The organism is Sphingobacterium sp. SYP-B4668 (genome assembly GCF_027627455.1).
In the GTDB taxonomy this organism is placed as follows: domain Bacteria; phylum Bacteroidota; class Bacteroidia; order Sphingobacteriales; family Sphingobacteriaceae; genus Sphingobacterium.
The window spans coordinates 2,529,086-2,542,052 of the sequence record NZ_CP115483.1 but is presented as its reverse complement, the minus strand read 5'-3'; the positions used below and the strand labels follow the sequence as shown (position 1 = coordinate 2,542,052).

Sequence of the window (12,967 nt, the reverse complement as noted above, 5' to 3'; positions counted from 1 at the left end):
GACAGGTATGGAACTATGGCTTCATCACATTTCAAAAATTATATAAGGATGAAAAAAATACTTATTATCAATGCTGGACAGCATTTCGGACATTCAGGAGGAAAATATAACGATACGATAGCGGAGGCTACATTTGATTTTTTCAAAGATATGGACGATGTGGAGGTCCAAATGACACGTATAGCAGATGGCTATGATGAGGACGAAGAGGTCCGAAAGTTTGTATGGGCAGATTACATCATCTACCATACGCCTATTTGGTGGTTTCAGCTACCGTTTGAGTTTAAAAAATACATAGACGTCGTCTTCACCGCTGGTCATCAAAAAGGGATATACAATAGCGATGGGCGATCATCGAAACATCCTGCAATCAACTACGGCACAGGCGGAGCATTAGCCGGTCGGAAGTATCTATTGACTACAAGCTGGAATGCTCCTCAAACTGCCTTCACCTTGCCAGGTGAATTCTTTCAAGAACGTACCGTAGATGATGGTCCTCTTTTTGGCTTCCATCGTATGAATGCCTTTGCATCATTGACGAAAATGGAAGGGTTTCATTTTCATGATGTAGAAAAGAATGCGAATATGGCACAGGACAAAGCTGCTTACCTCAAACATTTAGGGGAGGTATTTGCCAAAGAACTTGAGGCTACATTATGCTAATTTGCCACCAAAAATGAAAATATATCTAACAGCTGTGCTTATAGCCCACACCCAACATCGCGAAAAACTCGCCCTCTTGCTCCGAGATATGGTTGAGCAAACCCGTGAGGAACCAGCCTGCGAACGTTACGATTTGCACCAGGCCATAGATGACCCAAATGTATTCGTCTTTTATGAGATATGGCACGACCAAGATGGGCTGGACATCCACAATGCACAACCATACATCAAAAACTTCCAGCGTGTGGCTGGCGATTTCTTGCAAGAACCCGCACAAATTATTCGGATGTCAATGATATAAGGGAATGCTGTGTGGTCATTAAATAATCCTGGTGGGACACACTTTCAAAAAAAGGAAAGCCTTGCTCGAAATCTATTTTGGAGCAAGGCTTTCTCTTGAAGTATGTCTAGACGAACTGCTACTGCGGTGTCACCGTTAATACGGCTTTGTCATTTCCAGCAGTTAGATCGACCGTCAAGACGTATGTCTTGCCGTCGGGGATAGTCTTACCTGTTACAAGCCCAAGATTGCCCGAATCCCGACCGTTCTTTCCGTCACCTATAAAAATAATATCACTGGTGGTGCTGATAGCCGTCCCACCAAATTCACCACCCCAATTTTTCTGATGGAAGAATTTAAAGTTGATGTTGTCGGTTTTGATGGTTTTATTGCCTGTTACAGTAATCTGGTACTTCTTATTTCCGATAGGCGCTAGACAAAGGGCTTTATCCGTATTCCAGCCGACTTGATTGGCAGCAACAGATGGTTTCCCTATTCCTTCGCCAATAATCCAAATGGCACCTGTGCCGTCTGCCTTCAAACTTGCGAGATTATTGCCATCCATCGCCTCCACTATGAGATACTTATTCGGAAAATTGGCCGTAACCCGATATTTACCAGTAGCAGCATGGAACGTCCATTTTCCTGTATCGTCCTTTTTGAAATAATCCGGATCCATCCACCATTCGTCAATTCCTTCAATTCCATCCACGGTCACCAACTCGCCTTTGGTCATCTGGAGTTCGGCTTTGAAATTATCATCGTTGACTCGACTCATCACACTTCCATTAACTGCATAAGCGATGATGAATGGTGAAGCGTCAAAGCTAAAGGTGTTGAACGAGATGGTGTAGGTACCAGACACCGAATTAGAAAACGGAATTTGATTGACCGAGCCCAGTGCTACACTGTTATTTTCCCATCCGAAGGTTAGCGGATTCCCTTGCTCACCTACTGCTTGTGCAGATATATATCCCTTCACGGCATACGGAAAATTCTGGGTAACGGCATAACTATTGGCGGCTACTTTTTCCATTCTATAACTTTGATTGTCCGTAACCAGTGTTAGATAGGGGAAGTCCGGCCTTTTTAAAACCAAGTCATACGCTTGCTCGACCTTTGTCTTACTGATATTTTGCAATACAAATTTGAGAGTAGCGGTACCATCAGGCACATCCTTAAAGTATGGGATATAGACCTTCCCCATATACGCTCCATTTTCCTTGGTCCTGATAACAGTCTCTGCAACCAAGTCATCTGTATAGTATAGCTGCACCTTCACTGTCGAGAGAGGCACTGCGGGATCGGAGACATTGACCTTAAACGATAGACTGTCGCCAAAATGCGCTGTTTTAACATCTGTTTGAACGGATAGCACAGGTGAACCCTGTGGCAATTGATCGTCCTTTTTGCAAGATTGCCAAAGTCCAAGAGCGGATATTAAGGCAATTCCGGTGATTAATATTCTTCTCATGTTGTCTGATTCTAATTGGTCCAACGATATGAAACCACGGATTTTGCTGGAACCTCATAACTAAAATGCTTCTTACCATCGCTCAACGTTATTTTGCGCTGCTCAGCAGAATTGTTCAACAACACTGCAGCATAGCTCCCATCCTTATTCTGAAAAGCGCTATACGTGAGTCCTTCGGCTGTATATCCACTGGTTGCTATCCGCGTTGCGCCAGGCTTGACCACTGCTGAGAGATGCCCAACAATGTAGTAGTGCGAATTGCGTGTAATCGTCTTATAATTGGCACTATTGATATCTACCGCACCATAGCATGTCTGGCACCCACCATCACGGTTGGGACCTTTCTCGGTATCCAACATCAGATTCCAGACGATGACAGCCCTACTCCAATTATTAACTGTACCCAACGCTACTTCGCCCATATCCTCCATTAGCCTTTTCTCAAGATTACGGCCATCATTCCATTCACCAATTGAGGTCTCCGTAAAGATGAGTTCTTTATCAGGGCGCTGGCTATGAATATCCAATAGTTCAGCTTTATCTCCTCCATAATTGTGATAAGCGGCACCGGTGATAAAAGCAGCAGCCTCAGGATCATTATACATCTTAATTGGATAATCATTTTGATCCGCGACATTGTCATAATTGTAATTATGGTCAAATGCATAAATCTGTGTATTCAAACCTGCCGCTTTGAGTTTAGGGCCAAGTGCCTGCTTGACAAACGCTTGCTGCTCTTGCCAAGTCATATAAAGGGAAGCGGAGTTGCCTCGGTTCAAAGGTTCATTCTGTGGAGTCACAGCCGCCACTTTGATTCCTTCCGCTTGGAAGGCCTGCAACCATTTTACAAAATAGGTGGCGTAGTTATCATAATGCGCAGGATTCAACTGCCCGCTTGTCCACGAATCATGGGGCTTCAGTTCGGTCAGATTATTGACCTTCATCCATTTGGGGGGTGTCCATGGGGAGCCTAAAATTTTGACGGCGGGATTAATGGCCAATATCTCCTTGAGTACAGGTAAGATATATTTCTTTTCTTCGTTCTGCAATCCGAAGTTTTCAATCCCCGGTGTATCCCAACAGGTATACTCACTGAGCGAGAAGTCTGAACAGCCTATTGCAATGCGGATGTAACTCATGCCCATACCCTCCTTTTCAGAAAATGTTTCGGTCAGGAACTTTGTTCGGTCGGTCTGATTCATTTTCATCAAATTATAACAAGTGGAGCCTGTAATTGCTGCTCCAAAACCATCCATACTTTGGTATTTAATAGAAGGATCAAGCGTAATCGTATTGGGCGACATATTGGATTTGTCGCTAAAATCCTTGTATAGGCGCTCAAAATCTTGCGACCGATTGGTAGTAGTCACATACAGGGTTACATCCCCATTGTCTTTCTCTTCATTACCCTGAGAGGGGGTGTAGCTATCTCTATTGCAAGATGTGGTCGCTAAGATGCACGACAGCAAAAGCGTATATATCATAGGTTTGTTGTATTTAACGTTGTCATTCATGGTTTCGTGATATAGTTAATAACCGGGGTTCTGTACAAGATTTGGATTCTGGTCTATCGCCGATTGTGGTACAGGTAGACGATAGGAATTAGCATCAAACGGATAGGCCAAGGCTTTACGTCCGGGGTCTTTTGCAAAAACGGCATTCATGACCTCTTCCACTTTATTGAGTCGAACCAAATCGAACCAGCGCTGTCCTTCGAATGCTAACTCCAAGCGACGCTCTTTTATCAACGCGGCCAACATGGACTCTTTGCTGGCTTTGACGGCATTCGTCAGTCCCGATAATCCAGCACGAAGACGTATACGGTCTATAATCGCCGCTGCTTCAATCAGATTGGGGCTGGCCTGCATGATCAGCGCTTCGGCTTTAATCAACAGCAAATCAGCATATCGCATTTTGATAATGCTACTATGTGCCGACCGTAGCTTATACATGAAGGGATAATTGGCCATAGGGTAGTAATTGCTCCATTTCGTGGTGTAATACACGATAGATTGATTGTATCTAACCTGATCCCCTTCATCTTGATAGGCCTTGATGAGATCCCTGGAGGGGGTCACCCATTTGGCCCAGGTGAAATTGTTGTCATAATTGATGAGATCCCGACCAAACATCCAAGTAGCCCAATTGCCACCTCCAGGAAAAAACTGCGCTTCCAAAATAGACTCTTTCGTATTCCGCATCTTGGTATCGGTATTGGCAGCATTCATACCAAATAGATCGGCAAAATCCGTAACCAGATCAAACCCATCAACAGCAAGGGCATCGCAGTATTGGATGACCTTTGCATAATCACGTAATGGCTTCTCGGCATATACCTTGGCTAGTAATGCCCGTGCCACAGACTTACTAAACTTGGTTTTGTCCGCTGCGTTATTGTCAGGTGCATATTGCAATGCTTCCAAGCAGTCCTTTTCGATCTGCAAATAAGCTTCCTGCTCAGTGGATTGTTTCGGAAAATAAAGGGGATATACTTCCTCTATATTTTCGCCGGTGATATCTGGAGCCTCTGTGGTGACAACCGGTATAGCGCCAAAGATGCGAACCATGTCAAACATGACCAAAGCTCTAAATATCTTGGCCTGCGCGCTGATGGTGTTACGCTCTAGGTTAGAAAAGGAAGCATCGTCCACGCTATCTACATGGATGATCAATCTATTAGCCTTACCAATATCCTCCAAATAACGACGCCAGTCTCTATTGACGACAGAGTTGGATCCTTCTATTGCGTTATTTTCAAAGGGAAGTACTTCTGCCCCTGTGGTGCCAGCATACGCATTGTCAGCATGAGACTCACCAATAAGCAATAGGTCTACGTACCAATGTTCTTGCCGATCGCGCAGTTGTTGGTACAACGTGCTGAGGTAGCTCTTTGCTTCCTCTTTATTCTTGAATACTATTTTATTGCCGGATTCGTCCACTCCTTGGGTCACATCAGAATAGCGATCCAAAGGATCTTGTACCAATGAACAGGAGGAGATCAACACCAGTAGACTGCTTGACAATAATGCTGTTATAACTTTCGATTTCATGACTCTTTCTGTTTTAAAATTCTACATTGACACCGACTACAAACGATCGACTGTGTGGATATGTGCCCCAATCTATCCCTTGGACAGCACCGTTATTGCCATATTGATTGACCTCTGGATCCATCCCTGTGTACTTGGTCCACGTCAAAAGATTACTGGCCGAGATGTAGGGCTGCAATTTGAATATTCCTATCCTTTGCAGCTGGTCACCTTTGAAATTGTAGCTCAGAGATATGTTCTTCACCCGCAGATAGCTACCATTTTCGATAAAATAAGTCGAATTCTTAATATTGAATCCAGCTTTGGGGACATCCGTGATCTGTCCAGGTATCTGCCATCTATCCAGAACTCTAGTTGTTTGATTTTTGCCATCATACATCCCTTCTGTCTCAATCCGACTGGCATTGAAAATATCATTCCCGTAGGTTCCTTGGATAAATATGCCCAAATCAAAGTTCTTCCAAGAAAAATTGTTGGTCATTCCATAGGTGAATTTAGGATTGGGATCTCCGATGTAGGTTCGATCGGATACCGACAATTTGCCGTCACCATTGAGGTCGCGATACATCAATTCACCTGTCTCGGGGTTAACACCATCACTGATATAGCCAAAAAAACCGCCCAAAGATCGTCCAGGTTCATTTCGGACAACAGCTTCATTGACAAAATTACTCGTTACGGCCGTGGAATACAGTTGCTGCAAAGCTAGGTCCTCCAGCTTATTGCGATTGAATGATATATTAAAGTCTGTCTCCCAATTCAATGGACCTCTCACATTCTTGGAGCCAATAGTAACTTCAAAACCCTTGTTGACCATAGTACCTTCATTACGAACGAGGGTATTAATCGCATTGGGACCTTCAGGAAGGGATAAAAACATCAGCATATCGGTCGTGCGCTTGTAGTAATAATCCAAACTAACGGACAATCTATTGTCCAAGCCCATGAAATCAACTCCTAACCCCGATTGGCTCGTGGTCTCCCAAGTAAGATCACTGGTACGCAGATTGGCAACAGCTAGTCCAGGGACAGCTTTTGCAAATTCTTCTTGGTACCAAGGTTTGCGTACAAAATTATAAAGCATGAGATAAGCATAATCACCTATTCCCGATTGATTGCCGGTCTGCCCCCACCCACCACGAATCTTTAGATCATTTATCCAACTGATGTCTGATAGAAAAGGTTCAGATGAAAGACGCCAAGCTGCAGAAAATGAAGGGAAATATCCCCATCTTGAATCAGGATGCAATTTGGAAGACCCGTCAGATCTAAAATTAGCGGTCAACAGATACTTGCCGTCATAATTGTACATCGCTCTGGCAAAATAAGACATAATGGTCCAGCCGGAAGCACCTGATCCGGTAGCATCCCATGAAATCCTATTGGCCGCATTTAAAGTCTGAACCAACTCGTCATTGTAGTAGCTTCCGTAAATATAGCTATTGGTGTAGTGAGAATCAGTCCATGAGGTGCCCCCCATTCCTTCTATGTTGTGTAGCCCAATTGTCTTTTTATACGTAAGCACATTGTCCCAGGTGAGGACGGTATTCATGTTGCGGAGATCAGATCCCTCGCCATGCTGATTCCGACCATAATCTGTTGTGATAGGATCCAAAAACCTTGTGTTCCATGCATTTCTTCGATCTAAGGTAAACGATGATTTCAAATTCAAGGTCGGCAGAAAGCTGATCAATGCGTTTCCAGAAGCAATCAGTCGATTTTCCTTATCCCTATTATCCTTGCTTCTCGCTATATTCTCCAATGGATTGGTAATGTTACTGATGCCATAAAAGTTGTTGTAATATTGCTTAGGATGCTCAGGATCCCATATGGGCGCGTAAGTAGGCGTGTTGACGACGGATAGCACTACGCCACCTCTGTTGGCACCTACCCCCGTGGATACCCCATTGTTGGCATAGTCAGAATAGGTAATGTTAGCATTTACCTTCAGCCATGTACGGATCTGATTATCAATATTTGCCCTAAAATTATAACGTTTAAAGTAAGCTGCATCCAATACTCCTGTCTCATTGACATACCCCGCTGAAAGGAAGTATTTCAGTTTCTCCGTTCCATCGGAAACAGACAATTGGTAGTTCTGCAATCGTCCTGTCTTATAGGTCTCTTTAAACCAATCGGTCTGATCGGCAAGTGTATTAGGAAGACTGAGCACGCCTATTTCATTCTGCAACTCGCGATACTGCTCGGTATTGAGCACATCAAATGAGTTGCTAACCACATTATGGGTCAATTGGGCATTGAGACTAATTTTGGCTTGGCCGGTCGCTCCCGCCTTTGTCGTGATCAAGATGACACCGTTGGCTGCACGAGACCCATATATTGCAGCTGAAGAGGCGTCTTTTAGGATTTGCATATCGGTAATATCATTGGCCGATAGAAATCGGATATTATCCACCGGGACCCCATCGACGACATACAGCGGGTCGTTGCTACCATTGAAGGATGTCGTCCCGCGTACTCGTATGGACATCTCCGCTCCTGGAGTACCGTTCGGCTGCACCACGGCAACACCTGCCGCTTTTCCTTGTATCGCTTGTGCCACATTGACAATAGGGCGTTGTTCAAGGTCTTTTGTGGATACTGATGAGATAGCAGTCGTCACGTCCTTGCGCCTGACAGCCCCATATCCAATGACGACCACATCTTCGAGCATATTGGATGTCGCCGTTAGCGCAATGTCTAAAGTTCCAGACGATACGATAAGTTCTTGTTTATCATACCCAACATAAGAAACTGTTAATGAAGAGCCTTTGGGTACCGACAAATGATAAACCCCATCTTTGTCAGTGGTAGTGCCGTTCCCGGTCCCCTTTTGAACAATAGATACCCCCGTTAACGGAGCATTGGATAGTGCATCTGTCACCTTGCCGCTCACCAGATTTTGTGCATGCAGGGGCGATACAGCCAGCAGGCATAAAATAAAGGTAGACCAGAATAACAGTGTACTTTTTTGTGTAAAAAGTTTCATGTGTTTGTTCGAATTGGTAATTAACTAAAATTGGTTATTTTATTTCCTTAGGTGTGTACTCCTCTGTAGCTGCCCAGGATTTAAAACAAATCTAGGTGAAGCAATACTGCTTTAAAACAGCAGGGTCATGAAAAGTACTGAAAAACATATACAACACACTGACAAATAAGACATTGAATCCAAAAAGACAGACGAAAAAGTACTGAATTAGTAGTGATTGATGTATTATTAGCGATCCATCACACCGATATGCCGCACTAAATCTTCAAAATCTGACCTGGAAACTGCCGCTTTGTTCCGTACTTTCGTCCGGTAATTATATACCGTACGAAGAGAGTACCTGAGAAAACTCGCAATCTTGACACTGTCGGTAATACCAAGTCGAATCAATGCAAATATTCGAAGCTCGGTATTAAGCAGCTCCCCTTTCTTGGGTAATATATGTTCTTGGTCTTGTAGCAGATGGTTGAAGTCGTGGACAAATGTGGGATAAAGATTTAGAAAGATACTATCAAAATTATTATAGAGTTCTTGAACTTCAGCCTCTACCATCTTAGTCGATTTAAGATATTCGATAAGAGGCTTAATCTGATTGTTGGTTGCCTGCTTCAGTAGGACTTTTCGTAAGCTCTCCATCTTATCGATATAAGAAGAGCACATATCAAAGAATTGGGCAATATATTCTTCCTTGATATGATTGGATTCTGAAAGACGATTATTGACTAAGCTGAGGTCTTCATTGAGCGTCTGCAATCGACCATTCGTGAGGGACAACTCTTGCTGTATTTTATTGAGATATTTCATCTGCCTATAGATGACAATAATTCCAGCGATCAAGACAATGGATAGGATACTGATTAAGATCAAATTAATGGACAACTTCCGATTTTGATCATTTATCTTCTGCTGATAGGCGGCGTTTATAATTGGATAAAAGGATGTACCTTCAATAACTCGATAGCGTACATTGCAATACATTGCATCGTCAATGGCTTTTTCTATAAATAGGAATGCTTTATCAAAATTGCCTGCCTCATAATAGGTCAATGCCAATTCCTGAAGAGAAGCATTGTCCTTATTCGCCGAAATCACATCGGCATATGCGGAGACAGAGTAATAATATTGTTGCCTAGCGACATCTTTCTCCTGTTTATAGATAATACCTAAAAAGTAAGCGACCAACGCGTGCTTCTCGAGGTTATTTTCAAAGCGTGCCAGCAGAGGAAGGAAGAGTGTCTTCGCCTGTTCCCTATCGCCTTTAAATAGCACTTTGGTTGCATAGGTCAATTTATAAAGATCAGACTGTTGAGGAATGGACATCAACAAAGAATCCCGATATATCTCGCTTTTTTGGTAGTAAACGGTAATATTGTTGCTCTGACCATAATGGCTATAGAAGGAGCTATAAGTCTCGTAATATTTGTACTTTAGAGCTGGGCCCACGCTATTGGCATGTAGGGTATTCAATATATTCTGTGCTTCAATATATCGCCCTACGGTGGAGTACAGCCACGCCAAATCCAACTTTACTTTCACGGTCAAGCTGTCATGCATATTGGCTGATAGCTTTTGGCAGATATTGAGATAGCTTATAGCAGAGTCTGACTGGAATTTTTTGTAGTTTTCAAAAATTTGATAATTCTTATCGAAGTAGGCTCGATGGTCATACTGCAATTGCTTGGCCTCCTGCTTCAATCTAGAGAGCGCATCTTGACGTTTTTGAACGTAGTACGCCTGATTGTCCATCGCTTTATCCAATTCATGATATATCAGCGTGCTATCCTGTGCAGCATGGGCAATGGTGAGTGTTATGGAAAAACAAAAGATCAGCAGGCTACGAAAAAAACTATCCATCCCAAACGATACTATATTATATTAAAGATTTGCAAATTAACATGCACAAGATACAAAATATCACCCTCTCTTCATTACATTGGCATGGTAAGGGATATACTTGTCCCTACCTACTACTACAGGACAACAATATGTAGTAGCAATCTTACTATACACATAGGGGTCGCCACCGGCAAAGATACGTTACTTAGGCAACAGCAATATCAGGTCGAGACACGCCTGAAGCAGACATAGGTATAGCGATAAGAAACGTACTTCCCTGCTCAGGTTGGCTCTCAACATGGATGGACCAAGACATGCGCATCGCAAAATCCTGACATAAAGCCAATCCAATTCCCGCACCTTTTTCCTGGAATGTACCCAGTTGGCTGGTGCTAGGTATCCGTTGTTGTAGAAAAGTAAGGGTCTCCCCATTCATCCCTACTCCTTCATCTTTTACATACAAAATGTATTGGTCGGTATTTTGAATGCGTGAACCTATTGTAATATGCCCGCCCCTATAGCTAAATTTGACAGCATTGCTCAACAAATTACGGACAATAAAGCTGCAAAACTCTTTGTTAGCGGTAATTTCCAAATCCTTTGGCAACGTATTGTGCACTGTTAAATCCTTCGTATTGACTTGTGCTTGAAAGAGTCTCAAAGTCTCTTCTATGACATTGTGAAGCAAAAATGTACTTTTTTTGATTTCATCTTTTGCCAATTGTCCAGCAGTCCAGACCAGCATGTCATTGAGCATTTTTCCCGATTCTTCGAGTTCAGCCCCTATCCTGGCCAATGCAATCCGAAGCTCACCCTCAGGAATTTCGACTACTTTAGAAAATGCAAGTAAACTCTGAAAAGAGCTCAAAGGCACGCGCAAATCATGTGATACCGCCGAAAAAACCTTAGATTTAAAATCTTCAGCTTTTAGCAATGCATCATTCTGATTTTCAATTTGAGAAACTTGTATCTTTATTCGTTCGGTTGCCGAGAGCAACTGGGTCCGTTCGTTTTTGAGCAGCCTGTTACTTTTATAAAAGAGGTAAAATAATATGCCTACAATCACCTTACTGATGATAATTCCGGCAATCAAGAGTTTAATAAGTGTTACGTCTTCCATATACAAATTGGTTCCTCAGAGGTAGCAAGTGTGCGTCCTGCAATCAAGGGGTCGCGACATAGGGTGGCACATGTTATTCGTTCTAATATAGTCAATATAAGTAAGAGTATTGGGTTTAATTTACTCAAACAAGGTTGGCAGTTTAATAAACAAACGTAGCCGAGAACCTATTGATGCATACCTACGTAATATATGGGGATGTTGCTCAAACTCGATGGGTTTCAACTTGTTCTTTTTATTCCAATTTGCCATAATAATTTCCATAATACGAGGAAAGGCCAATAATACAGCGATCAAAAAACCATAACAAAACAAAGACTTCAATTTCACCTGAAACAAATCTGGGTCCTCCATTTTATGAAAGGGCAATACATAGAGCGTGGTCAATAGAAACAGGGCCAACACTGTCATAGCGATAGCATCAGCTATAGGAGGCTGTTTGTTCGGCCGGTGTTTGGCAACGAATAGGTGGTGCCACATTCTAGCACGGATTACACACTCCCCTGAGATGAATATGACAGCACCAATCAAGCCGAACGTCAAGAGATGCATAGGCCAACTAAGTGATTTACCACACATCTTGACAACGACTTCTATGTACATAAATACCACCATCATCGCATAGATATTCATGCGCAAGCTGCCCTTAGGATAATACCCTCTTATAGGAGGAAAATAAAAGAACCAGCCTTTGATTTTAGAAAAACTTTCCACCATGCGGACATCGAATTATTAAAAAATTGGATATAACCCGCAATGTAACAAATTAATTCATAGGAAACAACAGGATATACCCTAACTTGTTACAAATAAAAAACATCTCCCCAGGGATTTGACACCAAACCATAGTCTTACTTACGGCTTCCGTTGATGTCCGATTCACCCATACTTTTGAACGGTTCACGACAAAATTGATGGTACCATTCATTCATCTTGGCCATCTTTGCAAGATGACTACACGACAACTTTCCCTCGTATTGCTCCTTCTGCTTGGTAGCATTCAGGTCTACGCACAACGCCAAGGTTTTCACATCGGCTTAAAAGGTGGTGCTAATATCAGCAGCGCCGACGGTGACCACTATCGCTCGTTACACAAATTGGGGCTTCAGGGTGGTGTGTTTCTATTTTATAACTTCAAACCTAATTTGGGTATTCAGGTAGAACCCATGTATAGTTCAGCTCGGATCAACGTACACCGTAATTATGACCGTGAAGACCCTATGATTGGCAACGGCACAAAAAAACTCACCTATTTCAGTGTGCCTATCTTATTTAAAGTAGACCTGGGGAATTTCATGTCCCTCTTGGCAGGCCCTGAATTCAACTCATTGAAAAATGATGACCGCTATACGCTAAATGATGGTAGGCAGGCATTCAAATCTAGCACACAGCTATCATACAGTCTAGGCATTGATATGGGAATGCTCTATTTCAAATATAGAGGAGGTCTCAAAGGGTTTTCAAATCTACCTAATGACGGACATGCAAGAATAGGGCAATACCAACTCGGCATCCGCTGGAAGATTATTTAACCGAATCGTATTTAAGAGTCAAA

At 42.8% G+C, this 12,967-nt stretch carries 10 protein-coding genes; 3 read left to right on the top strand and 7 right to left on the bottom strand.

The window, feature by feature from the left end; genetic code table 11:
- Positions 1 to 48: 48 nt before the first annotated feature.
- Both OQ289_RS10635 and OQ289_RS10630 read left to right on the top strand, forming a co-directional pair.
- Positions 49 to 663, top strand: coding sequence for an NAD(P)H-dependent oxidoreductase (locus OQ289_RS10635; RefSeq protein ID WP_270090720.1), 615 nt, complete (start codon positions 49 to 51; stop codon positions 661 to 663).
- A 13-nt stretch (positions 664 to 676) separates the two neighbouring features.
- Positions 677 to 964: a putative quinol monooxygenase gene (locus tag OQ289_RS10630; RefSeq protein WP_270090719.1), complete on the top strand. Its 288-nt coding sequence runs from the start codon at positions 677 to 679 to the stop codon at positions 962 to 964.
- A 118-nt stretch (positions 965 to 1,082) separates the two neighbouring features.
- Here the strand turns inward: OQ289_RS10630 and OQ289_RS10625 are convergent, their stop codons facing one another.
- The 7 genes from OQ289_RS10625 to OQ289_RS10595 all read right to left on the bottom strand — a co-directional run bounded on the left by OQ289_RS10625 (position 1,083) and on the right by OQ289_RS10595 (position 12,129).
- Positions 1,083 to 2,417 (bottom strand): DUF5125 domain-containing protein, encoded by a 1,335-nt coding sequence (locus OQ289_RS10625; RefSeq protein WP_270090718.1) that lies wholly within the window; start codon positions 2,415 to 2,417, stop codon positions 1,083 to 1,085.
- Between the two features lie 11 nt (positions 2,418 to 2,428).
- Positions 2,429 to 3,901, bottom strand: coding sequence for a glycoside hydrolase family 30 protein (locus OQ289_RS10620; RefSeq protein WP_270090717.1), 1,473 nt, complete (start codon positions 3,899 to 3,901; stop codon positions 2,429 to 2,431).
- A gap of 45 nt (positions 3,902 to 3,946) precedes the next feature.
- Entirely contained in the window at positions 3,947 to 5,467 is a 1,521-nt protein-coding gene (locus OQ289_RS10615) for a RagB/SusD family nutrient uptake outer membrane protein (protein ID WP_270090716.1), read from the bottom strand.
- A gap of 13 nt (positions 5,468 to 5,480) precedes the next feature.
- Positions 5,481 to 8,456: a SusC/RagA family TonB-linked outer membrane protein gene (locus OQ289_RS10610; protein WP_270090715.1), complete on the bottom strand. Its 2,976-nt coding sequence runs from the start codon at positions 8,454 to 8,456 to the stop codon at positions 5,481 to 5,483.
- Positions 8,457 to 8,684: 228 nt separating this feature from the next.
- Positions 8,685 to 10,310, bottom strand: a complete 1,626-nt coding sequence (locus OQ289_RS10605) for a DUF6377 domain-containing protein (RefSeq protein ID WP_270090714.1) — start codon at positions 10,308 to 10,310, stop codon at positions 8,685 to 8,687.
- 187 nt (positions 10,311 to 10,497) lie between these two features.
- Positions 10,498 to 11,412: a sensor histidine kinase gene (locus tag OQ289_RS10600; RefSeq protein WP_270090713.1), complete on the bottom strand. Its 915-nt coding sequence runs from the start codon at positions 11,410 to 11,412 to the stop codon at positions 10,498 to 10,500.
- A gap of 120 nt (positions 11,413 to 11,532) precedes the next feature.
- Positions 11,533 to 12,129, bottom strand: coding sequence for a hypothetical protein (locus tag OQ289_RS10595; protein WP_270090712.1), 597 nt, complete (start codon positions 12,127 to 12,129; stop codon positions 11,533 to 11,535).
- 233 nt (positions 12,130 to 12,362) lie between these two features.
- Between OQ289_RS10595 and OQ289_RS10590 the strand changes: the two genes are divergently transcribed.
- Positions 12,363 to 12,944, top strand: coding sequence for an outer membrane beta-barrel protein (locus OQ289_RS10590; RefSeq protein WP_270090711.1), 582 nt, complete (start codon positions 12,363 to 12,365; stop codon positions 12,942 to 12,944).
- The last annotated feature ends 23 nt before the right edge of the window (positions 12,945 to 12,967 follow it).